23 protein-coding genes and 1 pseudogene are annotated in these 23,851 nt (G+C 63.7%); 16 read left to right on the top strand and 8 right to left on the bottom strand.

The window, feature by feature from the left end; genetic code table 11:
• The 5 genes and pseudogenes from P8Y64_07465 to P8Y64_07445 form a co-directional block, all read right to left on the bottom strand.
• Positions 1-119: twin-arginine translocation signal domain-containing protein (locus P8Y64_07465; GenBank protein ID MEJ2060310.1), on the bottom strand; the 119-nt coding region annotated here is incomplete at its 3' end.
• 178 nt (positions 120-297) lie between these two features.
• The gene (locus P8Y64_07460; protein ID MEJ2060309.1) at positions 298-399 is read right to left on the bottom strand and encodes a helix-turn-helix domain-containing protein; all 102 of its coding nucleotides are present in this window, start codon (positions 397-399) and stop codon (positions 298-300) included.
• Between the two features lie 329 nt (positions 400-728).
• Positions 729-1,616, bottom strand: a pseudogene (locus tag P8Y64_07455) (sigma-54 dependent transcriptional regulator).
• Positions 1,613-3,544 (bottom strand): HAMP domain-containing sensor histidine kinase, encoded by a 1,932-nt coding sequence (locus P8Y64_07450; GenBank protein ID MEJ2060308.1) that lies wholly within the window; start codon positions 3,542-3,544, stop codon positions 1,613-1,615. The pseudogene P8Y64_07455 and the gene P8Y64_07450 overlap by 4 nt, the downstream one beginning before the upstream one ends.
• Positions 3,544-4,242: a hypothetical protein gene (locus P8Y64_07445; GenBank protein ID MEJ2060307.1), complete on the bottom strand. Its 699-nt coding sequence runs from the start codon at positions 4,240-4,242 to the stop codon at positions 3,544-3,546. The genes P8Y64_07450 and P8Y64_07445 overlap by 1 nt, the downstream gene beginning before the upstream one ends.
• Positions 4,243-4,314: 72 nt before the next feature.
• Between P8Y64_07445 and P8Y64_07440 the strand changes: the two genes are divergently transcribed.
• Genes P8Y64_07440 through P8Y64_07430 form a run of 3 tightly spaced genes read left to right on the top strand, consistent with a single transcriptional unit; the run spans position 4,315 to position 6,379 of the window.
• Complete coding sequence (locus P8Y64_07440; protein MEJ2060306.1) at positions 4,315-4,452, top strand: lipoprotein; 138 nt, start codon at positions 4,315-4,317, stop codon at positions 4,450-4,452.
• Between the two features lie 2 nt (positions 4,453-4,454).
• On the top strand, positions 4,455-5,711 hold the full coding sequence (gene lysA / locus P8Y64_07435; GenBank protein MEJ2060305.1) for a diaminopimelate decarboxylase: 1,257 nt from the start codon (positions 4,455-4,457) through the stop codon (positions 5,709-5,711).
• Positions 5,711-6,379 (top strand): class I SAM-dependent methyltransferase, encoded by a 669-nt coding sequence (locus P8Y64_07430; protein MEJ2060304.1) that lies wholly within the window; start codon positions 5,711-5,713, stop codon positions 6,377-6,379. Before lysA ends, P8Y64_07430 begins: the two co-directional genes overlap by 1 nt.
• A 1,104-nt stretch (positions 6,380-7,483) precedes the next feature.
• On the opposite strand, the gene P8Y64_07425 is transcribed toward P8Y64_07430, so the two are convergent.
• Entirely contained in the window at positions 7,484-7,714 is a 231-nt protein-coding gene (locus P8Y64_07425; GenBank protein ID MEJ2060303.1) for a sulfurtransferase TusA family protein, read from the bottom strand.
• A 180-nt stretch (positions 7,715-7,894) separates the two neighbouring features.
• Between P8Y64_07425 and dapF the strand changes: the two genes are divergently transcribed.
• The 11 genes from dapF (at position 7,895) to P8Y64_07370 (ending at position 16,353) form a co-directional block, all read left to right on the top strand.
• A complete protein-coding gene (gene dapF / locus P8Y64_07420) occupies positions 7,895-8,725 on the top strand; it encodes a diaminopimelate epimerase (GenBank protein MEJ2060302.1) in 831 nt (276 codons plus the stop codon).
• Entirely contained in the window at positions 8,722-9,423 is a 702-nt protein-coding gene (locus P8Y64_07415) for a DUF484 family protein (protein ID MEJ2060301.1), read from the top strand. The genes dapF and P8Y64_07415 overlap by 4 nt, the downstream gene beginning before the upstream one ends.
• Positions 9,424-9,527: 104 nt before the next feature.
• Positions 9,528-10,061, top strand: coding sequence for an ATP-dependent protease subunit HslV (gene hslV / locus P8Y64_07410; protein ID MEJ2060300.1), 534 nt, complete (start codon positions 9,528-9,530; stop codon positions 10,059-10,061).
• 52 nt (positions 10,062-10,113) lie between these two features.
• On the top strand, positions 10,114-11,448 hold the full coding sequence (gene hslU / locus P8Y64_07405; GenBank protein ID MEJ2060299.1) for an ATP-dependent protease ATPase subunit HslU: 1,335 nt from the start codon (positions 10,114-10,116) through the stop codon (positions 11,446-11,448).
• Between the two features lie 32 nt (positions 11,449-11,480).
• Positions 11,481-12,098, top strand: coding sequence for a class I SAM-dependent methyltransferase (locus P8Y64_07400; GenBank protein MEJ2060298.1), 618 nt, complete (start codon positions 11,481-11,483; stop codon positions 12,096-12,098).
• Positions 12,099-12,116: 18 nt separating this feature from the next.
• A complete protein-coding gene (locus P8Y64_07395; GenBank protein MEJ2060297.1) occupies positions 12,117-12,479 on the top strand; it encodes a DUF971 domain-containing protein in 363 nt (120 codons plus the stop codon).
• 8 nt (positions 12,480-12,487) lie between these two features.
• Positions 12,488-13,237: a bifunctional demethylmenaquinone methyltransferase/2-methoxy-6-polyprenyl-1,4-benzoquinol methylase UbiE gene (gene ubiE / locus P8Y64_07390; GenBank protein ID MEJ2060296.1), complete on the top strand. Its 750-nt coding sequence runs from the start codon at positions 12,488-12,490 to the stop codon at positions 13,235-13,237.
• On the top strand, positions 13,234-13,758 hold the full coding sequence (locus P8Y64_07385; protein MEJ2060295.1) for an RDD family protein: 525 nt from the start codon (positions 13,234-13,236) through the stop codon (positions 13,756-13,758). The genes ubiE and P8Y64_07385 overlap by 4 nt, the downstream gene beginning before the upstream one ends.
• Positions 13,755-14,372, top strand: a complete 618-nt coding sequence (locus P8Y64_07380; GenBank protein ID MEJ2060294.1) for an SCP2 sterol-binding domain-containing protein — start codon at positions 13,755-13,757, stop codon at positions 14,370-14,372. The genes P8Y64_07385 and P8Y64_07380 overlap by 4 nt, the downstream gene beginning before the upstream one ends.
• An 82-nt stretch (positions 14,373-14,454) precedes the next feature.
• Entirely contained in the window at positions 14,455-16,116 is a 1,662-nt protein-coding gene (gene ubiB / locus P8Y64_07375; GenBank protein ID MEJ2060293.1) for a ubiquinone biosynthesis regulatory protein kinase UbiB, read from the top strand.
• A gap of 36 nt (positions 16,117-16,152) precedes the next feature.
• Positions 16,153-16,353 (top strand): hypothetical protein, encoded by a 201-nt coding sequence (locus tag P8Y64_07370; protein MEJ2060292.1) that lies wholly within the window; start codon positions 16,153-16,155, stop codon positions 16,351-16,353.
• Positions 16,354-16,369: 16 nt separating this feature from the next.
• Here P8Y64_07370 and odhB read toward each other — a convergent pair whose 3' ends face one another.
• Together odhB and P8Y64_07360 are read right to left on the bottom strand one after the other, a co-directional pair.
• The gene (gene odhB / locus P8Y64_07365) at positions 16,370-17,581 is read right to left on the bottom strand and encodes a 2-oxoglutarate dehydrogenase complex dihydrolipoyllysine-residue succinyltransferase (GenBank protein MEJ2060291.1); all 1,212 of its coding nucleotides are present in this window, start codon (positions 17,579-17,581) and stop codon (positions 16,370-16,372) included.
• Positions 17,582-17,640: 59 nt separating this feature from the next.
• Complete coding sequence (locus P8Y64_07360; protein ID MEJ2060290.1) at positions 17,641-20,445, bottom strand: 2-oxoglutarate dehydrogenase E1 component; 2,805 nt, start codon at positions 20,443-20,445, stop codon at positions 17,641-17,643.
• A 175-nt stretch (positions 20,446-20,620) separates the two neighbouring features.
• Here P8Y64_07360 and uvrD point away from each other — a divergent pair, with 175 nt between their 5' ends.
• A complete protein-coding gene (gene uvrD, locus P8Y64_07355) occupies positions 20,621-22,807 on the top strand; it encodes a DNA helicase II (GenBank protein ID MEJ2060289.1) in 2,187 nt (728 codons plus the stop codon).
• Positions 22,808-22,835: 28 nt separating this feature from the next.
• A partial coding sequence (locus P8Y64_07350) for an ABC transporter substrate-binding protein (protein MEJ2060288.1) occupies positions 22,836-23,851 on the top strand: 1,016 nt, incomplete at its 3' end.

The following is a 23,851-nucleotide window of genomic DNA, read 5'->3' as shown; positions in this document are numbered from 1 at the left end:
GCCTTGGGCCAGGCGGCGGCCAGCACGGCACGGGGGCTCAGCAGGCCCGCACCAACGGCCAGACCCACGCTGCCCGCAGCCAGCGTGCCTTTCAGAAAGGTTCTGCGTTTCATGCTCATTTTAAAGCTCGACTCCTCTGGCAAATGCCTGTGATTGTGTAAAGCTGCGCAGATTAGATACAAGAGCTATGCCAATTATTCCAGGCCAGTTAAATCAATGCCTTAGGAAAAAGCAGCGGGCCGCGAAACAGACAGGTTGTTGCAATATGCAACGTGCAGGTATTGCAAAACGCAACGACTATTCGGTTTCGGCGTATTGCTGGAGCTTGCGCCAGAGCGTGGACTTGTTGATGCCGAGAGCGGCGGCGGTACGTTCGCGATTGCCCTGGAAGCGCTGCAGGGTGGCCAGGATGTAACGGCGCTCCAGGGTGGCGAGGTCGGGTTCGTCCTGGTCCAGGGCGGGCGGAGTCGCCGCGCTCTCCGCCAGCGGCTCATGAAGGTATGCCGTTCTACCAGGTTGCGCAGCTCGCGCACGTTGCCGGGCCAGTCGTACTGTTCGATCCGCTCCATGGCGGCGGGGTCGAAGCCGTTCACCCGGCGGCCGTAGCGCTGCGAGAATTCGTCGACAAAATGGGCGATCAGCAGCGGGATATCCTCGCGCCGCTGACGCAGCGGCGGTACGGTGATGCGGACCACGTTGAGACGGTGGTAGAGGTCGTGACGGAATTCGCCGTGCGCCACCATGGCCTCGAGGTTGCGGTTGGTGGCGACGATGAAACGCACGTCGATGTCGATGGGGCGGACCCCGCCGACCCGGGTGATCTGCTGTTCCTGCACCACACGCAACAGTTTGGTCTGCATGGCGTCCGAGATGTTGCATATCTCGTCCAGGAATACCGTGCCCCCGCTGGCGGCCTCCAGCAGGCCCGCCTTGGTCTGGGTGGCACCTGTGAAGGCCCCTTTTTCATGCCCGAACAGTTCGCTTTCGAGCAGGGTGTCGGTCAGCGCCCCGCAGTCGATGACCACGAAGGGCTGGCTGGCGTCCGACCCCTGGTCGTGGATGGCGCGGGCGACCAGCTCCTTGCCGGTGCCGGATTCGCCCTCGATGATGACGTTGCAGCGGATGTCGGCGATCTTTTCGATCAGGCGGTAGACCTGCTGCATGGCGCCGCTCTGGCCGATCAGTCGGTAGCGGAGCTGGGCGTCGCGCACCTGCCGGCGCAACAGGAGGTTTTCGGCGCGCAGGCGGGCGTTTTCCAGGTTGCGTTCCGCCTGCAGCAGCAGTTCCTCGACTTCGTAGGGCTTTTTGATGAAATCGGTCGCGCCCAGGCGCAGGGCCTCGATGGCGTTATCCACCGTGGAATAGCCGGTGATGATGATGAAAGGCACCTGGGGGTCCTGCGCGCGCACCTCGCGCAGCAGATCCATGCCGGTGATGCCGGGCATGCTGAGATCGCTGATGATGAGGTCCGCCCCATGATTGCGGAAATCCGCCAGGGCCTGTTCCGGGTCGCGATGTACGTCGACACTGAACGCCGACCCCTGGGCGAAGCGGGCGAACAGCTCGCCCGACTTGGGGTCGTCGTCGACGAACAGGATACGGGGGATATGGGTCATGCGTTGTGGTCGGTGCTGCGTTTGAGCGGGAGGATCACATTCACGGTGAGGCCGCCGCGCTCGTTGTTCTCGGCGGTTATTTTACCGCCATGATGCTCCACGATGCCCAGGCTGACCGACAGGCCGAGGCCGCTGCCCTGCCCGATAGGCTTGGTGGTGAAGAAGGGATCGAACAGTTTTTCCATCACGGCTGATTCGACGCCGCTGCCTTCGTCGCAGACACAGAGCATGGCGTGAGACGCGTCGTGCTGGCGCGCCTTGACGACGACGTGGTCGCCACGATCGCTGGCCTGAATCGCATTGAGCAGCAGGTTGACCAGCACCTGCTGCAGCTGACGCGCATCGCCTTCGATGATCAAACCGTCGTCGGTTTCGGTGTCGATCTGTATGCCGCGGCGTTTGGCTTCCTGGCTGACCAGGGCAATGCTCTCATCGACCCAGGAAGGAACGTGGATGCGCGTGTATTGCGGCGGCAGCTGACGGGCGAAGTTGAGGATGCCTTTAATGATCTCCGAGGCGCGATGCGCTTCTTCGTTGAGTGAATTGAGGTCGTTGGCGAGGTCGCCACCCTGCACCTGGCGGCGCATGAGTTTGGTCAGGGTGAGGATGTTGTTCAGCGGATTGTTGATCTCGTGTCCGATGCCGGCGGCCATTTCACCGATGGAGGCGAGTTTGGCCGACTGCAACATCATCTTTTCGGCGTGATCCCGTTCGGCCTGGGCCCGTTCCATCGTATCCGCCATATATTCGAATGAATCCTTCAGCTCGCGGATCTCGCTCGGCGTGTATTGATCCGGCAGCGCGACGCGCTTGCCGCGCGCATAGGCCTTGAGATTTTCCGCCAGTTGGGTGATGGGTTCCGCGATGCGGCGCGCACCGAGGTGGGTCAGCACCAGCGTCAGCACCAGGGCGATCGCCGCGAACAGGAAGATACCCAGCCGGATGCGGTGAAACGGCGCGGTGATCTCCTGGGAGTCGATGCGGGTGGCGATCAGCCAGGTGACCAGCTTGTTCGGGTAAGGCAGATACTCGGTGTAATAGACGCGGGACTTGCCGTTGCGGGTGGTGAACACGCCGTAAGGGGATTGGTTGTCCGCATGCAGCAGCTGTTCGCCGAAGGCGCCCGTCAGCTTCTTGTCGGGGTCCTTGGGCGTGTTGAACAGGATGCCGCGGGACTCGTCGTAAAGAATCAGCCGGTCGCGCGAGGGCGTCTCGGGGTTGAGTTCGACGATGAGCAGCTTGCCGTTGAACATGCGTGGTGCCAGCTCCAGGATGCGCGCGATGTGGGTGCCCAGCGAATTCACCAGCAGATAACCGGTCGTCATGCCGTGAGGGCCGGGCAGGGGGACGGCCGCATCCTGCATCGGCGGCAGGCCGGTGGAGCCGAAGTCATTGAGACTGGGCGGCAGGGACAGGTAGCTCACCTCGCCCTCGGGGAGCGCCTGCAGTTCGGCGAGCAGGAAGTCGTCGTGCAGCTCCGGTTCGGCATAGGGATACGGATTGAGTCCGCTGAAGGAGGCCGGCGTGCGTCGGCTGTTGCGGACCTTTACCAGGGTGTCGCCCTGAGGGTCCAGCACGCGGATACTGCCGTTCTCGAGCAGGACCGACTGGAGCTCCTCCAGAAAACCGGTGAAGCGCGAGGTGCGCAGGGCGAAGTCCGGGGCACGGCGGTGTTCGCGCGCGGCCAGTAGGACGGGCATGTATTCCTGCATGGGCGGGGAGACCGCGAGCGCGGCGATCACCTCGCGTTCGTAGCCAAGGCGCCGGTCGATCTCGACCACCATGCTGTTGAGGTTGGCCGCGATCTGCCTGTCAAGGTCGCCGCGGTGAATGTGTTCGCTGTAGGCGGTGGCGCCCAGGGCGATCAGGGTCAGCGGCACGACCGTGGCCAGGGAGACCCAGAGAAAGATGTTGGTACGCAGGCGCATCAGTGCCAGTTTGCCACGGCCTGCCGCGCCTGTTCGTTGGCGGGGCGGGCGGCGAGGCCGGTCTGGGTGAGCATGACCTCGAAACGGGCGCCGTCCGCCATGGGCAGGTAGGTGGCGCTGCCGTAAACGGTGTCGACCCAGCCGAACAAGGCCGGGTAGCGCCGCGCGACCCGCCACAGATCCAGTCCCCGTGCATCGGCGAGATCGTAGACGCTGGGTGGCATGGTGCGCGCCTGGGTCAGATCACGGTAACGGCTGTTGAGACGGTCCAGGCGATAGCGGGCATCCAGCCCCAGCAGGTTGGCCCAACCCTTCCAGCGCAGCACGCGTGCCGACAGCTCCCATTCGTCGCCATGCAGTTCGAGCAGACGTGTCTGGCCGTCGGGACGGCGCATCAGGACCTGATAGTCGGCGGGCGCCAGGCGCGTGAAAACCAGTGTCGCCACAGGTTGTTCGTAGGTCAGGCGCTGGTAGGTGTAGACGTTGGCCAGCAGGGAGGCGACCAGTGCCGCGAGGGCGATGAACAGCCCCCCGCCCAGCAGGGCGCCCGTACCGCGCAGGGCACGTCGCCGCCGCAGGCCGCGCAGGCCGGCGAGCAGCAGCAGGGCCCCGATCAGAGCGAACAGGGCGACGATCCATTGGGAGGACTGCGGCATCATGGTGTTGCCTACAGTAGCCAGCGGGTCACGGCGCGGCAAGCGCCGGGCTGCCCGAGGTCAGGGCGAGAGGCTATACTGCGAGGCCCTTTCAACAGCCGCGACGAGACGAATATGCGACCCTGCTGGGCTCAATGGTTACTGTGGGCGGTCATCGCCGTACTGGGCGTCGGCTCGATGCTGAGCGCTTGCGGCCAGAAGGGCCCGCTTTATCTGCCTCCCGAGCAACATACCAACAGTCAGTCGGGATAGTTATGGATTATTTCCAGCCCTACGAGGGTGAGCTGTACGCCGAAGGCGTGGCGCTGAGCGATATCGCGGCCCGCTACGGCACGCCGGCTTACGTTTATTCCCGCGCCACCCTGGAACGCCACTGGCATGCCTTCGACGAGGCCTTTGCCGGGCGCCCGCACCTGGTCTGCTATGCGGTGAAGGCCAATTCCAATCTGGCGGTGCTGAACGTGCTCGCGCGCCTGGGTTCGGGGTTCGACATCGTCTCCATCGGCGAGCTGGAGCGCGTGCTGCGCGCCGGCGGCGATCCCGGCAAGGTGGTGTTTTCCGGGGTCGGCAAGCGCGAGGACGAAATGCGCCGCGCGCTGGAGGTCGGCATCCGCTGCTTCAACGTGGAATCGATTCCGGAACTGCAACGCCTGGACCGTGTGGCGGGCGAGGCGGGATGCAGGGCTCCGGTGTCGCTGCGCGTGAACCCGGACGTGGACGCGCAGACGCATCCCTACATCTCCACCGGTCTGAAGGAGAACAAGTTCGGCATCGACATCGCCGAGGCGGAGCGCGTGTACCAGCAGGCCGCGCAGATGCCCAATCTGGAGGTCAGCGGTATCGACTGTCACATCGGTTCGCAGCTCAAGAGCCTGAGTCCGTTCCTGGACGCCCTGGACCGTGTGCTGGCCCTGGCCGCGCGGCTGGAGACGCAGGGTATCGCGATCCGGCATCTGGATATCGGCGGCGGCCTGGGCGTGCGCTACCGTGACGAGGAGCCGCCCGCACCCGCCGAATATGCGCAGGCGATCAAGGAGCGGCTGCAGGACGCGCCCTACGAGCTGTTCATGGAGCCGGGACGGGCGATCGCCGCCAATGCCGGCGTGCTGCTCACCCGGGTGGAATACCTCAAGCACACCGAACACAAGAACTTCGCCGTGGTGGATGCGGCGATGAACGACCTCATGCGTCCCGCGCTGTACGAGGCCTGGCAGGAGATCGTGCCGGTGAAACCGCGTGAAGACGTGGCCCTGCGTGAATACGACGTGGTCGGGCCGGTCTGCGAAACCGGTGATTTCCTCGGCAAACAGCGTGCCCTCCAGTTGCACGAGGGCGACCTGATTGCCATCCGCTCGGCCGGGGCCTACGGTTTTTCCATGAGCTCCAACTACAACAGCCGGCCGCGTGCCGCGGAGATCATGGTCGACAAGGATCACGCCTACGAGGTACGCGCGCGCGAGACGCTGGACGCGCTCATGGCCGGGGAGCATCTGCTGCCGGAGCCGGAGTGATGGAGCGCCGGCCCGAACCCGAGCTGATGCTCGAGCCGGCGCAGGCCCGTGCCTATGCCGAGGCCGATTTCGAGGCGCCTCACAACGCCTTCGTCGAGACTTTCCGGATGCGGTTTCCGAACTTCGCCGCAAGCGGCCATGTACTGGATCTCGGCTGCGGCCCCGGTGACATCAGCCGCCGTTTCGCCCTGGCCTATCCCGGCTGCGAAGTGGAAGGCATCGACGGCTCCCAGGTGATGATCGATGCGGGCCGGGAACAGCTCGAAGCCGCGGGCGTGACGGAACAAGTCCGGCTGCACTGCGCGCGTCTGCCGGAAGAGCCGCCGCCGCGCGAACGCTACGACGCGCTCATCTCCAACAGCCTGCTGCATCACCTGCACGAACCCGCTGTGCTGTGGAACGCGGTGCTTCGCTATGCGGTGCCGGACGCCCCCGTCTTCGTCATGGACCTGATGCGGCCGCAGGACATCCAGACGGCGCAGTCACTGATGGAACAGTATGCGGCCGGCGAACCCGAGGTGCTGCGGCACGATTTTTATCACTCCCTGCTGGCCGCCTTTCGACCCGAGGAAGTACGCGAACAGATCGACCGGGCCGGCCTGGAAGGGCTGGAGGTCGAGGTGATCAGCGACCGGCATTTGATTGTCTGGGGACGGGTGTCGGGCTGAATTGGTTTGGTTATGCGATATCCGCTTAGACGGATAAGCAGTTACGCTTCACCTGTGTTGAATCCTGTTAGATAAGTTGGTGGTTTTGTTTCGCGCATTTATGGGCATGCGTTTCTAACCAACGCTATGAGTAATGCGCGAGCCGGGTTATTTGCTCGCCCAAAGAACCCGGCGGAAGAAAGGGCGCCCCACGGCCGCGCTGTACCGACTTGCTGCCCTCCTGGCGCATCGGCATTCGTGCATCCCTCCATATCACCTCCACACCCCGCGGTCTGACCGAAGGTCTTTCGACAGGCCGTCCCTGGCCTGACGAAAGACGCGCGTGATCCGTCACGCGCCCTGCGGCTCCTGGTCAGTCCAGTGCGGGGCGTTCCGGGCGCGGCCAACGGGGACCTTCGGCGTGAAGGGTTGGGAGTAAGACGTAAGGAGGGATCATGTCTTTTCGCCTCACCCCTCACTTCTCACACCTCACCAAAAACCCCGTCCCGCCTTGCCGAGCGGCCGATGGCTTGCAGGGTCAGCCCGGCATGGACGCCGGGCTGAGGTTCGTCACGACACGACTGCATGGATGCAGGAGGTAGAGCAACGCAGGAGCAGTTGCCGAGGACGTCGTGTCGAACCGTGCCCGTTGCAAGTCAACGGTTGTGAGGGACGCCCGCAGGGCCAAGGCGGTGGGGGCGCATTTGACCTGCGCCATCCCTGGCGCAGGCCTTTCAGGCGACATTCGTCGTCCCAATCCGCTCCAGGCGGATTGGTCTTTCATCCCCTTTCTTTGGGCGAGCAATGAATAAATCGCCGGGAGCGATTTATCGCGTAAGCCCCGAAGGGGTGAGGCGCAGGGATGCGCCGAACAAAGGGACTCGCACGCCACAACGGGTGTTAGATAAAGAAATCCCAACGGCGAAGCGTGCGAAACAATACCAACAGCATGTCTCCAGCGCTCTCGATACTCAGAATGAGCAAAGCACCGCTCTCGATTGAAGAGAATCTCGACAAACTAAAATAAAGGCAAAAAAAACGCCGGCAGAAGCCGGCGTTCATCAAAGAAACCGTTCAGGGAAGCCTGATCAGTCTTTGGCAGTGACTTTGGCGTCAGGTCTGTTCTTACGACTTCTTGATGAAGAAAGTGAACTCACCGCCGCCCTGGCTGTGATCGAGCAGCTCGTGACCGGTCTGCTTGCAGAAGGCTTCGAAGTCCTTCACGGCACCGGGATCGGTGGCCACAACCTTGAGCACTTCACCGGCGTTCAGGTCGGCGATGGCTTTCTTGGTGCGCAGGATGGGCAGGGGGCAGTTCAGGCCGCGGGCGTCAAGTTCCGAGGTAAAGTCGGTCATGGCGAGATTCCTCTAAGGTTAGTGAACAGGTTCTTATTCAAAGCTCGAACCTTGAATAATATTCGTGTGTACAGCAGCGGACAACAGCCCGTTGCCGGTCGAGCACCCTATCATACGTCTGACCAATTGCCTAGGCGGCCGGGGTAGGCAGCCGCCCTGTAACCGGTTAAGCTCCCTAACATGTTGATTCAGTTTGCCAAAATGCACGGTCTCGGCAACGATTTTGTGGTTATCGATGCCGTACGGCAGGCCGTTTCGCTGTCTCCGGAGCAGGTCCGGTTCCTGGCCAACCGGCGCTTCGGGGTGGGCTGCGACCAGGTTCTGCTGGTGGAACCGTCCGCCTCGCCGGAAGCGGATTTCCACTATCGGATCTTCAATGCGGACGGCAACGAGGTGGAGCAGTGCGGCAACGGTGCGCGTTGTTTCGCCCGTTTCGTGCGCGAGGCGGGGCTGACGGACAAGACCGAAATCCGGGTGGAGACGTCCGGCGGGCTCATCGTGCTGCACGTCCAGCCGGACGAACAGGTCACGGTCGATATGGGCGTGCCGAGACTGACGCCGGCGGAAATTCCGTTCCAGGCCGACGCCCCCGCCGTGAGTTATCTGCTGGACGTCGACGGTGAGCAGTACGAGATCGGGGCGGTGTCCATGGGCAATCCGCACGCCGTGCTGCTGGTGGACAACGTGCAGACCGCGCCCGTGCCGCGGCTGGGGCCGCTGATCGAGGCCCATCCGCGCTTTCCGCGCCACGTCAACGTCGGCTTCATGCAGGTCGTGGATCCGGGACACGTCAGGCTGCGGGTGTACGAGCGGGGCGCCGGGGAGACCCTGGCCTGCGGCACCGGGGCCTGTGCGGCGGTGGTTTCCGGGCGCCTGCGCCATCTGCTGGATGAAACCGTGGCGGTTGATCTCCCGGGAGGCCGTCTTATGATTAACTGGAGTGGGGAGGGTGCGCCGGTTCTGATGACCGGACCGGCGGTGACCGTATTCAAGGGCAGCATCGATTTATGAACAGTGAGCAAAAAACCGACGCCGGCGTGACCGACGAAACAGCGATTGTTGAGTATCTGCGCAGTCATCCGGACTTTTTCGAACGGCATCAGGCCCTGCTGGAAATCCTCAAGCTGCCGCATCCGACGGGGGGCGCTGTATCGCTGATCGAGCGCCAGCTCGGCGTGATGCGCGACAAGATCCGTTTTCTGGAGCGTAAGCTGCAGGAGCTGGTCGATGTGGCGCGCGAGAACGAGCAGCTCAGCATGCGCCTGCATCATCTGGCCCTGGGGCTGATCGAGGCGGACAGCCTCGATGCGGTGCTCGCGCTGACCAAGGAGCAACTGCGCGAAGGTCTGCGCACCGACTACGTCGCCATCCGCCTGTTCAGCGATGAGGCGCGCGAGAACGACCTCCACTTCATTTCGCCCTCGCATCCCGCCCTGGCGGCGGAAACCCGTCTGTTCAAGGAAAGAAGGCCGGTGTGCGGCCGTTTCAAGCCCGAACTGCTGCAGCTGCTGTTCGGCGACGAGGCCGAGACCATCGAGTCGGCCGTGCTGGTCCCGCTGGGCGACCGCCTGGGGCTGCTCGCACTCGGCGCGCAGGACCCGCAACGCTTTCATCCCGGCATGGGCACGCTGTTCCTGGGTTACCTCGGGGACCTGGTGGGCCAGGCCCTCACCCTGCAATTGCGCCCTGCCGCCGACCCCGCCGCTTGAAAAGCGGCGTCGGCGCCCTCATCAAACGAAATCCGAACCCCGGTTTCGTGGCGTGGTCCGATCAGGCCACGTGACGGCCAATTCTTCACTGCAGGAGACCCGCCTTGGAACAGTACAGAGGTACCACCATTGTCGGCATCCGGCGCGATAACGCCGTGGTGATCGCCGGTGATGGGCAGGTCAGTCTGGGCAATACCGTCATGAAGGGCAACGCCCGCAAGGTGCGCCGCTTGTACAACAACAAGGTGATCGCCGGCTTTGCCGGCGGCACGGCGGATGCCTTCACCCTGTTCGAGCGTTTCGAGACCAAGCTCCAGGAATACAGCGGCAACCTGACCCGCGCCGCGGTCGAGCTGGCCAAGGACTGGCGCACGGACCGCATGCTGCGTCGACTGGAGGCGCTGCTGGCAGTGGCCGACAGCAATGCCTCGCTGATCATTTCCGGCAACGGCGACGTGATCGAGCCGGAAAAGGGGCTGATCGCCATCGGCTCGGGCGGTCCCTACGCCCAGGCCGCGGCCCGCGCCCTGTTGGAGAACACCGAGCTGAATGCGCGCGAGATCGCCGAAAAGGCGCTGAATATCGCCGCGGACATCTGCATCTACACGAACCACAACCTCACTATCGAAGAACTCTGAACGGCACGGCGCGTATCGCGCCGGCCCGGCAGGATTCAGGTATTCAGTCACCATGAGCATCATGACCCCCCGCGAAATCGTCCAGGAACTGGACAAACACATCGTCGGCCAGAATGCCGCCAAGCGTGCCGTGGCCATCGCCCTGCGCAACCGCTGGCGCCGCATGCAGCTCGATCCCGAGCTGCGCCAGGAGGTCACGCCGAAAAACATCCTGATGATCGGCCCCACCGGCGTGGGCAAGACCGAGATCGCACGCCGCTTGGCCCGGCTGGCCAAGGCGCCGTTCATCAAGGTCGAGGCGACCAAGTTCACCGAGGTCGGTTATGTCGGCCGCGAAGTGGATTCCATCATCCGCGACCTGATGGACGTGGCGGTCAAGCAGTTGCGCGAGGAAGAGGTCACCAAGGTACGGCATCGCGCGGAGGAGGCTGCGGAGGAGCGCCTGCTGGACGCCCTGCTGCCGGGCCGCCAGACCACGGGCTTCCTGAGCGAGCCGCAATCCGCGGGCGGCGACGACCACACCCGCCAGAAGCTGCGCAAGCTGTTGCGCGAAGGCGAGCTCGACGATCGTGAGATCGAGATCGAGGTGTCGGCCATGCCGATGGGCGTGGAGATCATGACCCCGCCGGGCATGGAGGAAATGGCCAGCCAGCTGCAGGGCATGTTCCAGAACCTGGCCGGGCGCAAGCAGCAGTCGCGCAAGCTCAAGGTCAAGGACGCCTTCAAGCTCCTTACCGAGGAAGAGGCCTACAAGATGATCAACGACGAGGACATCAAGCTGCGCGCGGTGGATTTCGTCGAACAGAACGGGATCGTCTTCATCGACGAGATCGACAAGGTCACGCGCCGCGGCGAGACCGGCGGCGCCGACGTCTCCCGCGAGGGGGTGCAGCGCGACCTGCTGCCGCTGGTGGAGGGCAGCACCATTACCACCAAGTACGGCCAGGTGCGCACCGACCACATCCTGTTCATCGCCTCGGGGGCCTTTCATCTGTCCAAGCCTTCCGACCTGGTCCCGGAACTCCAGGGACGCCTGCCGATCCGGGTGGAGCTGGACGACCTCAAGGCGGAGGATTTCGTGCGCATCCTCACCGAGCCCGATGCCTCGCTCACCGAGCAGTACAGCGCACTGCTGCAAACGGAGGGCATTGCGGTCGAGTTTGCCGAGGACGGCGTGCAGCGTATTGCCGAGATCGCCTATCAGGTCAACGAGCGCACCGAAAACATCGGCGCCCGGCGCCTGCATACCGTGCTGGAGCGTCTGCTGGAAGACGTCTCCTTCCACGCCCCCGACGGTGAATCGCAGGTGCGTATCGACGCGGCCTATGTGGACAAGGTGCTGGGCGAACTGGTTCAGGACGAAGACCTCAGCCGTTATATACTGTGACCAGCAAGCAGTAGCGGTACGGGAGCAGTTGAATGAATAAACAGACACACTGGGAAACGGTGTACCGGGAACGGGCGGTGGACATGCTCAGCTGGTTTCAGGCCACGCCCGCCGTCTCCCTGGCCCTGATCGATGCCGCCAGGCAGCCCAAGGCTGCCCCGATCATCGACATGGGCGGGGGGGCCTCCAAGCTCGCCTATCTGTTGAAAGGAAAGGGCTACAGAGATATCACGGTGGTGGATATCGCCGCCGGGGCATTGCAGAAAAGCCGCGACCAGATGGGGCCCGCCGCCAAAGGGATCACCTGGATCCAGGGCGATGCGACCAAGCTGGATCTGCCCAAGGCCTATCGTATCTGGCATGATCGCGCCGTTTTTCATTTCCTGACCGATCCGTCCGACCGGCAGGCTTACCTCGATCGGCTCGATCGTTATCTGGAACCGGGTGGTCAGGTGATACTCGCCACCTTCGCGCTGGACGGCCCGGAAAAGTGCAGCGGCCTGCCGGTGCAGCGTTACAGCCCGGAGACCCTGGCGGAGACGCTTGACGGCAGCTTCCGGTTGCTGGATTTCGTGGAGGAAACCCACCAGACGCCCGCTTGCGCCGAACAGGCGTTCATCTACTGCCGCTTCGAACGCAAGACCAACTGAATCCATAAAGGGAACGCCATGGCCAGTCCGCGCCCGACAGAAATCCACCTGCATCAGAAATCCCGTGTGCTGGAGCTGGCCTACGAGGACGGCACCCGCTTCAAGCTGCCCTGCGAATATCTGCGGGTGTTTTCCCCCTCGGCCGAAGTGCGCGGCCATGGACCGGGCCAGGAGGTCCTGCAGCTCGGCAAGGAGGATGTGAACATCACCGGCGTCGAGCCGGTGGGCAACTATGCCGTGAAGCTGGTGTTCAGCGATGGGCACGACACCGGTATCTACGACTGGAACTACCTCTACGAACTGGGCGTGACCCAGGACGAGAAGTGGCAGGCCTACCTCGACCGGCTGGCAGAGTCCGGTTACCAGCGCAAGATGAACTGAGAGCCGCCATGAGCGAACAAAAGACCACCCACTTCGGGTTCAAGCAGGTGCCGGTCGAGGAAAAGGCCCGGCGCGTCGCGGGCGTGTTTCATTCCGTCGCCCAGAAATACGATCTGATGAACGACCTGATGTCGTTCGGCGTGCACCGTTTGTGGAAGCGCTATGCCATCGAGATCTCGGGCGTGAAGCGCGGGGATCGCGTGCTCGACCTGGCCGGCGGCACCGGTGACCTGACCGAGCGCTTCGCCGGCATCGTCGGCGCCGAGGGCGAGATGGTGCTGGCGGATATCAATGCCTCCATGCTGCTCGAAGGGCGTGAACGCCTTACCGATGAGGGCCTGGCCGGCAACATCCGCTACTGCCAGGTGAATGCCGAGACCCTGCCGTTTCCGGACGACTACTTCGATTGCATCACCATCGCCTTCGGTCTGCGCAACGTGACCGACAAGGACAAGGCCCTGCAGTCCATGTACCGGGTGCTCAAACCCGGTGGGCGGCTGCTGGTGCTGGAGTTCTCCACGCCGGTGATGCCCGGACTCAAACCGGTCTATGACCTGTATTCGTTCAAGGCCCTGCCGTTGATGGGCAAGCTGGTGGCCGGCGACGCGGAAAGCTATCGCTATCTGGCCGAATCCATCCGCATGCACCCGGATCAGGAAACCCTCAAAGGGATGATGGAGGCCGCCGGCTTCGAACGCTGCGAATACTTCAATCTCAGCGGCGGCATCGTCGCCGTCCATCGGGGCTACAAGCTGTGAGCCTGCCGCCGGACACGCATTATGCGGGGTTCTGGCGGCGCCTTCTGGCCGTACTCATCGACGTTCTCTGGTTTCTGCCCGTATTCTGGGTATTGATGCACCTGTTGCCGGTGACCGGCCTGCAGCAGGTGCAGGCTATCGAAATGCACATTCTGCAAAGCCAGACTGCGGTCGAGCAGCAGCAATACATGAATCAGCTGGTCATGGCGTCATCCGGTTTCGGCAACGGCTGGGACTTTTTACTCAACTGGGTATTTCCGGTCGTGGTCACCGTGTTCTTCTGGGTCAAGTTCCGCGGCTCGCCGGGCAAGCTGCTCACCCGCTGCCGGGTAGTGGACGCCGAAACGGGCGGGCGGCTCGGCATCCTGCAGGGCGCGTTGCGCTACTTCGCTTACGTGGCGTCGATGTTGCCGCTGTTTCTGGGGTTCTTGTGGATCGGTTGGGATCGCCGCAAGCAGGGCTTCCACGACAAGATCGCCCATAGTGTCGTCATCGTTGCAGAACCGGAGAGCAGGTCATGAAGACACCGGTCGCCCTCAGCGCCGCCCTGGAAACCGCCCTCAATGCCTGGCTCCGGGTCGACCCCGAACAGGCTGCCGGACTGGGGCGCCTGGAAGGCAAGGTGGTTGGCCTGGAAGTGCGCGGCCTCGGTCTCAACCTGTACCTGTTTCCCTCGGCGCGAGGATTCCAGGTGCAGGGTGATTACACCGGCGAGCCGGACTGCATGATCCGCGCGACCCCGCTGGCGCTGGTACGGCTGGGTGTGGCGCGCGATACCGCCGGTTCCATGGGCGGCGACGATGTCGTCATCGAGGGCGACAGTACGCTCGGCCAGCAATTGCGCGAGGTGCTGCAGTCCATCGAGTTCGACTGGGAGGAAGCCCTGTCAAAAGCGGTGGGCGATGCCGCCGCGCATCAGGTCGGGCGCGCGGCGCGCGATATCCGGCAATGGCTGCAGCGCAGCGGCGAGTCGCTGCGTCAGGATGTGACCGAATACCTGCAGGAAGAGAGCCGCGGATTGCCCACCCGCATCGAGGTCGAACATTTCCTCGACGAGGTGGATACCCTGCGCACCGACGTGGATCGCCTCGAGGCACGGATCGCCCGGCTGGAACGGGAGCGGGTGGAAGACTGATCCTGTCGAGACATTGCCGTTTTTTGCGCCAAGCACGTAAGCTTGGCGCTGCCCAACCGGACCACCGCTGAAAAACAACAAAATGCTGTTACGCCCACGTCAGCTGCTGCGCCTTGCCCACATCAATTTCGTATTGGTGCGGCACGGGCTGGACGAACTCGTGTTCGCCATCCACCTGCTGCGCCCGCTGCGTTTTCTGTTGCTCCTGTCCCCCCTGCACTGGGTCCGCGACCGCAAGCTGACGCGCGGCGAGCGCATCCGGCGGGCACTGGAGGATCTGGGGCCGATCTTCATCAAGTTCGGGCAGATGCTTTCCACCCGGCGCGATCTGCTGCCGGAGGACATCGCCAACGAGTTCGCCAAGCTGCAGGACAGCGTGCCGCCCTTCAGCGGCGAGCTGGCCCGGCAGATCATCGAAAGGTCCTACCGCAAACCGCTGGGTGAGGTGTTCGCGCATTTCGACGAAACACCCATCGCCTCGGCCTCCATCGCCCAGGTTCATGCCGCCGAGCTGCTGGACGGAACCAGGGTGGTGGTGAAGGTGGTGCGCCCACGCATCAAGCGCACCATCGACAGCGACATCGACCTCATGTACATCGTCGCGGGACTCGCCAACCGTTACTGGTCCGAGGCCCGGCGCCTGCGCCCCATCGAGGTGATCGCCGAATACGAAAAGACCATCAACGACGAACTCGACCTGATGCGCGAGGCGGCGAACGCCACCCAGCTGCGGCGCAATTTCGAAGGCTCGCGCGACCTGTACATCCCGCAGGTGTACTGGGACTTCTGCACGCGCGAAGTCATGGTCATGGAGCGCATCCACGGGATTCCGATCAGCCATACCGAGGAATTGATCGAACACGGCGTGAACATGAAACGCCTGGCCGAGCGCGGCGTGGAAATCTTCTTCACCCAGGTGTTCCGGCACAACTTCTTTCACGCCGACATGCATCCCGGCAACATCTTCGTGTCCGAGGACAACCCCGACGACCCCAAATACCTGGCCGTGGACTTCGGTATCGTCGGCACCCTGGCCGCGGAGGACCAGCGCTATCTGGCGGAAAACTTTCACGCCTTCTTCAATCGCGACTACCGGCGTGTCGCCGAACTGCATGTCGAAAGCGGCTGGGTGCCGGCCGACACGCGCGTGGACGAATTCGAGTCCGCCATCCGCACCGTATGCGAACCGATCTTTCAGCGGCCGCTCAAGCAAATATCGTTCGGACACCTGCTGCTGCGTCTGTTTCAGACCGCCCGCCGGTTCAACATGCAGGTGCAGCCACAGCTCGTGCTGCTGCAAAAGACCCTGCTCAACATCGAAGGATTGGGGCGCGACCTGTATCCCGACCTCGATCTGTGGCAGACCGCCAAACCGTTCCTGGAGCGCTGGATGGACGAGCAGGTCGGCGTGCGCGCGCTGCTCAACGGGCTGAAAAAGCAGTTGCCCAACATTCTCGAAGACCTGCCGAATATGCCCGGTCTGCTGCACGATGCACTGGCGCAACGCGCCGCCGCCACTGCGCAAACACGGGAGGTCGAGCAACTCCAGGCGCTGCGCGAGGAAATCCGCCGCGCCAATCACCGTACGGCACTGGCCGTGAGCGGCGCGGGACTGTTCATCAGCGCCTTCGTGGTCATCGCCAGCACCAATCTGCCCGAGCTGTTCGGCGTACCGTGGCTGGGCTGGGCGCTGGGACTGGCCGGTGTGGGCGTGATGCTGCTGGCATGGCGGGTGGACCGCTAGCAGGCTGCTAGATACGACCGCACAGGGGGAATCAAAATGAAGCGATTGAGCTTTGTGGTGCTGATGTCAGTGTTATTGCTGGCGGCCTGTTCCGGCGGCAACGACCAGCAAAAGCAAAACAGCCAGCTGTTCAAGGATCAGACCAGGGCGCTGGACAAGGCTAAGCAGGTCAACAAGATCATTCAGGATCAGGCGGAGAAGGAACGCCAGATGATCGACAAGCAAACCGGCCAGTAAGGCCGGCGCATTCAGGCTATACCCCCAGCAGTATCCGTGCGGGGTCTTCCAGCGACTCCTTCACGGTCACCAGAAAACGTACCGCCGCCGAGCCGTCGATCAGTCGATGATCGTAGCTCAGCGCCAGGTACATCATCGGGCGAATCACGATCTCGCCGTTCTCCACCACCGGCCGTTCCTTGATGCTGTGCATGCCGAGGATGGCGCTTTGCGGCGGGTTGATGATGGGCGTGGATAACATGGAGCCGAACACGCCGCCGTTGGTGATGCTGAAGGTGCCGCCGGTGAGTTCCTCGATGTCGAGCCTGCCGTCGCGCGCGCGTTCGGCGTAGTCCTTGATCTGGCTTTCGATGTCGGCGGCGGAGAGCTGGTCGACGTCGCGCAGAATAGGTACGACCAGCCCGCGTTCGGACGACACGGCGATGCCGATATCGAAGAAGCCGTGATAGACGATATCGTTGCCGTCGATGGAGGCGTTGACTTCGGGAAAGCGCTTCAGCGCCTCGCAGCAGGCCTTGACGAAAAACGACATGAAGCCGAGCCGTACGCCGTGGCGTTTTTCGAAACTGTCCTTGTAGCGGCTGCGCAGGTCCAACACCGGCTGCATATTCACCTCGTTGAAGGTGGTCAGCAGGGCGGCGTTGTGCTGGGCCTGCACCAGGCGTTCGGCGACGCGCGCGCGCAGCCGCGTCATGGGCACGCGCTGTTCGGGGCGGCCTTCGGCGCTGATTTGCGGCGCGCGAACCTGCGGTGCGGGTGCGGTCGGTTGAGAGGCAGGCGCCGGCGCGGCCTTGGCCGCGGCGCCCCGTCCGCTGAGGAAGTGCTCCACGTCTTCCTTGAGGATGCGACCGTGTTTGCCGGTTCCTTCAATTTGTTCCGCATGCAGGTTGTGCTCGGCCAGCAGTTTGCGCACCGCGGGGCTGGCGTTTGCGGCCTTGTTCTTGGCGGCCGGTTCGTCGGCCCCGGCTTCGGGTTTGGCGACAGCACCCTCGCCGGTATCCAGGCGGCCGATGAGTTGCCCGGCCACCACCGTATTGCCTTCGGCCTCGACGATGTCGGTGAGGATGCCGTCCTTGGGCGCCGGCACTTCGAGCACGACCTTGTCGGTTTCGATGTCGACCAGGTTTTCATCCCGTCGTACATGCTCGCCGGGTTTTTTGTGCCAGGCGGCGATCACCGCGTCACTGACGGATTCGGGCAGGGGCGGAATCTTGACCTCGATGCTCATGGTGTTTTCTCGTTATCGCTGCGTTCCATCCGGTGGTATGTCGTGGTGATGCGACCCGCTCATGCGAAGGCTTCCTCGACGATAGCCTTTTGCTGTTGCAGGTGCACGTTGAAATAGCCGACTGCAGGCGAGGCCGCGTCGGGTCGGGTTACGTGTTCGAGATATTGTCCCGATTTGAGCAGGCCGCGCATCTGGTGCTGGGTGGCGTACCAGGCACCCTGGTTGAGCGGTTCTTCCTGGACCCAGATAAAACGCCGCACATTGGGGTAGCGCGCGACCACGGCTTCGAGCAGCTCCCTGGGGAACGGGTAAAGCTGCTCCACACGCATAATGGCGACGTCCGCGCGCTTATCGGCACGGCGGCGTTCCAGCAGATCGTAGTAGATCTTGCCGGTGCAGAGCAGGATGCGATCGACGGCTTCGGGCTCCAGCGGGTCGATGTCGTCGATCACCGGCTGGAATTGGCTGTGCGTGAAGTCCTCGAGCGTGTTGGTGGCCAGCTTGTGGCGCAGCAGGCTCTTGGGCGTCATCACGATCAGGGGCTTGCGGTAGGGGCGAATGATCTGCCGGCGCAGCAGATGGAACATCTGCGCGGGCGTGGTGGGCACGCAGACCTGCATGTTTTGCTGGGCGCAGAGTTGCAGGTAGCGTTCCAGACGGCCGGAAGAATGTTCCGGCCCCTGGCCTTCGTAACCATGGGGCAGGAACAGGGTCAGGCCGCACAGCCGGTTCCACTTCTGCTCGCCGGAGGAGATGAACTGGTCGATGACGACCTGCGCGCCGTTGGCGAAATCCCCGAACTGCGCCTCCCAGATCACCAGGGTTTCCGGATCGGCTGTCGCGAAACCGTATTCGAAGGCGAGTACGGCTTCTTCGGAGAGCAGCGAGTCGATGATCAGGAAATTGCCCTGCTTTTCCGACAGGTGGCGCAGGGGAATATAGGCCTCGCGGTGTCCCTGGTGGTGAAGCACCGCCTGGCGGTGAAAAAAGGTGCCGCGCCCGCTGTCCTGCCCGGAAAGGCGTACGTTGTAGCCCTGGGTCGCCAAGGAGGCGTAGGCCAGCGTTTCGGCAAACCCCCAGTCCGCCGGCAGTTCGCCGGCAGCCATGCGGTGCCGATCGCCCAGCAGCTTGGCGACACGGGGATTGATCTCGAAGTCCTCGGGTACGGCCAGCATGCGCTCGGCGAGAAAATGCAGGCGGTCGAGCGAGATGGCGGTATCGGCCGGCGCGTCCCAGTCGTGTCCTGCGTAGCGCTGCCAGTTGGCCATGTACTCGCGTGACTGGCCGGTGGCGTCGTAGACGTGCGGTGCCATGCACTCGGCGGCTTCCAGCCGCTCGCGGACACGGTCGGCGAGTTCGTCGGCTTCTGCGGCGTCGACCAGGCCGGCCTGGCTGAGGGTCTCGCTGTAGCGCTCGCGCGTGGTCGGCAGTTCCTGAATGCGCGAGTACATCACCGGCTGGGTGGCCAGCGGCTCGTCGGCCTCGTTATGGCCGTGTCGGCGATAGCACACCAGGTCGATGAACACGTCCTTGTTGAAGATCATCCGGTAGTCGAGCGCCAGCCGGGTGACGAACAGCACCGCCTCGGGATCGTCGCCGTTGACGTGAAAGATCGGCGCACCGACCATCTTGGCGATGTCGGTGCAGTAGAAGGTGGAACGGGCGTCCTTGGTCACGCTGGTGGTAAAGCCGATCTGGTTGTTGATGACGATGTGCACCGTGCCCTTGGTGGAAAACCCGCGCGTCTGCGACATGTTGAGGGTTTCCATCACCACGCCCTGACCGGCGAGCGCGGCATCGCCGTGGATCACCACGGGCAGCACCTGATCGCCCTGGCGGTCGCCGCGCCGTTCCTGGCGGGCACGCACCGAGCCCTCGACCACGGGGCCGACGATCTCAAGATGCGAGGGATTGAAGGCGAGCACTAGGTGCAGCGGCCCGCCGGGGGTTTCCACGTCGGAGGAAAACCCCATGTGGTACTTCACGTCGCCGGTGTGCGAGTTGTCGTTATTCTTGCCTTCGAATTCGGCGAACAGGTCGCCGGGATTCTTGCCGAGTACGTTGACCAGCACGTTGAGGCGGCCGCGGTGGGCCATGCCGATCACGAGTTCCTTTACGCCCTGGCTACCCGAACGCTGTACCAGTTCCTCCAGCAGCGGGATCAGACTTTCCGAGCCCTCCAGCGAAAACCGCTTCTGCCCCACGTAGCGGGTGTGCAGGTAATGCTCCAGGCCTTCGGCGGCAGTGAGGCGTTCCAGGAGATTGAGTCGGGTGTCGTCGTCGAGCTCGGCGTGGCTGCGGGAACCCTCGAGACGGTCCTGGATCCAGCGTTTTTCTTCCGTCTCGGCGATGTGCATGTATTCGGTGCCGAGGTGGCCGCCGTAGGTTTCGCGCAGGATGGTCTGGATCTCGCGCAGGGTGGCCTGATCGGGTCCCGCCAAGGAGCCGGTGTTGAAGACGGTATCGAGGTCGGCCTCCGAGAGCTCGTATTCGGCCAGGTTCAGTTCGGGCGGCGGAGTGCGCGGGACGAGTTCGAGGGGGTCGATGTCAGCGGCGCGGTGGCCGAGAAAGCGCCAGGCGTTGATGAGCTGCAGCACGCGAACCTGCTTGAGTTCATGGTCGAGGTCGCTGCGTTTGCGGCCGGGGACGGTCGCAGCCGGCGTGCGGGTCAGTTCGACAAAACGCTGCCGGATCTTGGAGTGCGGGGTGTCGGCCTCGATGCCGTCGACCTTGGGCAGGGTGTCGAACCAGGCGCGCCACTTTTCCGGAACCTGTTCCGGATTTTCCAGGTAGCGCTCGTAGAGTTCGTCGATGTAGCTGGCGTTGCCGCCATCGAAAAATGAGGTGGCCCAGAGGCCCTGCATGGACTGCGCGTTGTCGCTCATCGGCGCGAAATGCGGAATCCCTGAATGTGAGTCAAATTCCTGTTCATGGCCATTTAGAATGAATGACCGGACTGTGTCTCAGCATAGCACTAAATAAACCGCTAAGGAGTGATGAAACGGGACTGTCGGGCGGCCAACCGCTAGAATGCGCGCCATGGAGCTGCTTCCCACCTTCCTCGAAGGACTCAACGACGCACAGCGCGAAGCCGTCACCGCCCCGCCCGGTCCCCTGCTGGTGCTGGCCGGCGCGGGCAGCGGCAAGACGCGCGTACTCACCCAGCGGATCGCCTGGCTGATCCAGGTCGAGGGTCTCTCGCCGCACTCGATCCTGGCGGTGACCTTCACCAACAAGGCCGCCAACGAAATGCGAGCACGGATCGAGTCGCTGCTGCAAATTCCCGCGCGCGGCATGTGGGTGGGCACCTTCCACGGCCTGGCCCATCGCCTGCTGCGCACCCACTGGCGCGACGCGCACCTGCCCGAAGGGTTCCAGATCCTGGATGCCGAGGACCAGCTGCGCCTGGTGAAGCGGGTGATGCGCGAGCTGGACCTGGACGAGTCGCGCTGGCCGCCCAAGCAGGCGGTCTGGTACATCAACGCGCGCAAGGACGAAGGCGTACGCCCGCAGCACATGCAGGACACCGGCGACGTGACCGCGCGCCAGCTGATCCGCGTTTACACCGCCTACGAGGCGGCCTGCACGCGCGCCGGCGTGGTGGATTTCGCCGAGCTGCTGCTGCGCTCGCTGGAACTGCTGCGCGACAATGCCGCCCTGCTGGAGCACTACCGCAGCCGGTTTCGTCATCTGCTGGTGGACGAGTTTCAGGACACCAACACCCTGCAGTACGCCTGGCTGCGGCTGCTGGCCGGCGAGCACACGCCGGTGTTCGCGGTCGGCGACGACGACCAGTCGATCTACGGCTGGCGCGGCGCGCGTATCGAGAACATCCAGTTTTTCACCCGCGATTTCCCGCAGGCGATCACCCTGCGCCTGGAGCAGAACTACCGCTCCACCGGCACCATCCTGCAGGCGGCGAACGGGCTGATCGAACACAACGCCGGGCGACTGGGCAAGCAGCTGTGGACCGCCGGCAACCAGGGCGACCCGATCGATCTGTACACCGCCTACAACGAGATCGACGAGGCGGATTTCGTCGCCGCGCGCATCGAAGAATGGGTCGACAGCGGGCGTCGTCGCGACGAGGTTGCCATCCTGTACCGTTCCAATGCCCAGTCGCGCGTGTTCGAATCCACCTTCAACCAGCGCAACATTCCCTACCGCGTCTATGGCGGCCAGCGCTTTTTCGAACGCGCCGAGATCAAGGACGCCCTGGCCTATCTGCGCCTGGCCATGAATCCGGACGACGATACCTCGCTGGAGCGGGTCATCAACCAGCCGCCGCGTGGCATTGGCGACCGCACCGTGGCGCTGGTGCGCGAGCGTGCCCGGGAGAAACAGCAAAGCCTGTGGCAGGCCATCCACGAACTGCTGGAACACGACGGGCTGCCGACCCGGACCGAAAACGCCCTGCGTGGCCTGGTGCAAATAATCGGCGACCTGGACAGCGTGCGCGGCGAGGCGGTCACCCTGGCCGAGCAGGTGGATCAGGTGATCGAGGTTTCCACCCTGCGGGCGCATTTCCAGAAGGAAAAGGGTGAAAAGGCCCAGGCGCGCGTGGAAAACCTGGACGAACTCGTGTCGGCCGCCCAGGGCTTTCGTCCGGACGAGATGGAAACGGAAATGGAACCGCTGGCCGGTTTTCTCGCTCACGCGAGCCTCGAGGCGGGCGAGGGGCAGGGTGCCGCCTGGGACGACTGCGTGCAGATGATGACCCTGCATTCCGCCAAGGGGCTGGAATTTCCGCTGGTGTTCATCTGCGGCCTGGAGGAAGGCCTGTTCCCCCACATGAGTGCGGTGGAGGAAACCGGACGCCTGGAGGAGGAGCGCCGCCTGTGCTACGTAGGCGTCACCCGGGCACGCGAAAAGCTGGTGCTGAGCTGGGCCGAGGTGCGCCGCCTGCACGGGCGTGAAAACTACAACCTGGCCTCCAAGTTCATCGGCGAAATCCCCGATGAACTGCTGCGGGATATTCGCCCGCGCGTGACCGTGCGTCCTTATCCGAGCGCACCGGCGGCGGCCGGGCCCGCGACGGGCATGAAGCGCGGCGCCACCAACGAAACCGGCTTCCAGCTCGGACAGCGCGTGCGGCATCCCAAATTCGGCGAAGGGGTGGTGCTCGGCTACGAGGGCGCCGGCCGCCATGCGCGGGTGCAGGTCGGCTTCACGGAGGCCGGCGATAAATGGTTGGTGCTGGAATACGCTAATCTTCAGACACTTTGAACAGCAAACCCCAACAAGAGGATGTGCGATGAAGCGGCGTGAATTCCTGTCCCGCGCGGGCCTGGGTGCCCTCGCCGCGGGCGGACTGCTGACGGGATGTCAGAAAAAAGAGCAGGAAGCGCAAAAGGCCGCCGCAGGCGCCGTCGCGCCCACCGCAGAGGCCCCGCAGGAGTGGACCCTGCTTTCCGCCTGGCCGGACGATTTTCCCCTGCTGGGGGAAAGCGCCCACACGCTCGGCAAACTCATCACCGAACTGTCCGGCGGACGGGTGCAGGTCCAGGTGGCGCAGACGCAGAATCCCGCCGATGTTTTCGACCAGGTGGCCGCCGGCAAGGCGCAGCTCGGTTATGGCATGGGCAGCCTGTGGCACGAGAAAGACCCGGCTTTCGAGTTGTTTTCCAGCATCCCCTTCGGCCTTGCGCCACGCGAGATCAACGGCTGGCTGTACGAAGGCAACGGTCTTTCCCTGTGGCAGCAGGCCTACAAGAAGTACGGCATCGTGCCTTACCCGGCGGGTAACACCGGGCTGCAGATGGCGGGTTGGTTCCGCAAACCGCTCAAGAAGGCCGGCGACCTGAAGGGTCTCAGGATCCGCATCGACGGCCTGGGTGCCCAGGCCATGAAGCAGGCCGGTGCCCATCCGGTGGACATGCCGTTGGCGGATGCACACGACGCCCTGGCAGCCGGCCGGCTCGATGCCGTGGTCTGGATGGCGCCTTACCACGATCTGCAGGCCGGCCTGTATCAGGCGGCCAAGTTCTACCATTACCCGGGCTGGCAGGCCCCCGGCGAAACCCTGGAGTGCCTGGTGAATGCCCAGGCACTGGAAGCACTGCCCGCCAACACCAGCAGCGTCATCGCCAGCGCCTGCAGCTCGCTGATGGAGCAGATGCTGGCCGCGTTCGATTCGCGCAACGCGCAGGCGCTGGACACGCTGATCACCACCCACGGCGTGAAGGTCGAGCCGCTGCCGCGCGAGGTGCTCAACAAGCTGCGAGTCGCCGCCGAGCAGGCGGTGGGCGAGCTGGCCAGCGACAACGACCT

Source organism: Gammaproteobacteria bacterium (genome assembly GCA_037388465.1).
Lineage (GTDB): Bacteria > Pseudomonadota > Gammaproteobacteria > SpSt-1174 > SpSt-1174 > JARRKE01.
The sequence above is the reverse complement of the archived record's forward strand: the minus strand, read 5'-3'. Positions and strand labels throughout refer to the sequence as shown.

Coding starts and splice junctions, on each gene's coding strand:
- P8Y64_07450 (MEJ2060308.1), bottom strand. CDS start 3,544: ATGCGCCTGCGTACCAACATCTTTCTCTGGGTCTCCCTGGCCACGGTC.
- P8Y64_07440 (MEJ2060306.1), top strand. CDS start 4,315: ATGCGACCCTGCTGGGCTCAATGGTTACTGTGGGCGGTCATCGCCGTA.
- lysA (MEJ2060305.1), top strand. CDS start 4,455: ATGGATTATTTCCAGCCCTACGAGGGTGAGCTGTACGCCGAAGGCGTG.
- P8Y64_07430 (MEJ2060304.1), top strand. CDS start 5,711: ATGGAGCGCCGGCCCGAACCCGAGCTGATGCTCGAGCCGGCGCAGGCC.
- P8Y64_07425 (MEJ2060303.1), bottom strand. CDS start 7,714: ATGACCGACTTTACCTCGGAACTTGACGCCCGCGGCCTGAACTGCCCC.
- dapF (MEJ2060302.1), top strand. CDS start 7,895: ATGTTGATTCAGTTTGCCAAAATGCACGGTCTCGGCAACGATTTTGTG.
- P8Y64_07415 (MEJ2060301.1), top strand. CDS start 8,722: ATGAACAGTGAGCAAAAAACCGACGCCGGCGTGACCGACGAAACAGCG.
- hslU (MEJ2060299.1), top strand. CDS start 10,114: ATGAGCATCATGACCCCCCGCGAAATCGTCCAGGAACTGGACAAACAC.
- P8Y64_07400 (MEJ2060298.1), top strand. CDS start 11,481: ATGAATAAACAGACACACTGGGAAACGGTGTACCGGGAACGGGCGGTG.
- P8Y64_07395 (MEJ2060297.1), top strand. CDS start 12,117: ATGGCCAGTCCGCGCCCGACAGAAATCCACCTGCATCAGAAATCCCGT.
- ubiE (MEJ2060296.1), top strand. CDS start 12,488: ATGAGCGAACAAAAGACCACCCACTTCGGGTTCAAGCAGGTGCCGGTC.
- P8Y64_07380 (MEJ2060294.1), top strand. CDS start 13,755: ATGAAGACACCGGTCGCCCTCAGCGCCGCCCTGGAAACCGCCCTCAAT.
- ubiB (MEJ2060293.1), top strand. CDS start 14,455: ATGCTGTTACGCCCACGTCAGCTGCTGCGCCTTGCCCACATCAATTTC.
- P8Y64_07370 (MEJ2060292.1), top strand. CDS start 16,153: ATGAAGCGATTGAGCTTTGTGGTGCTGATGTCAGTGTTATTGCTGGCG.
- odhB (MEJ2060291.1), bottom strand. CDS start 17,581: ATGAGCATCGAGGTCAAGATTCCGCCCCTGCCCGAATCCGTCAGTGAC.
- P8Y64_07360 (MEJ2060290.1), bottom strand. CDS start 20,445: ATGCAGGGCCTCTGGGCCACCTCATTTTTCGATGGCGGCAACGCCAGC.
- uvrD (MEJ2060289.1), top strand. CDS start 20,621: ATGGAGCTGCTTCCCACCTTCCTCGAAGGACTCAACGACGCACAGCGC.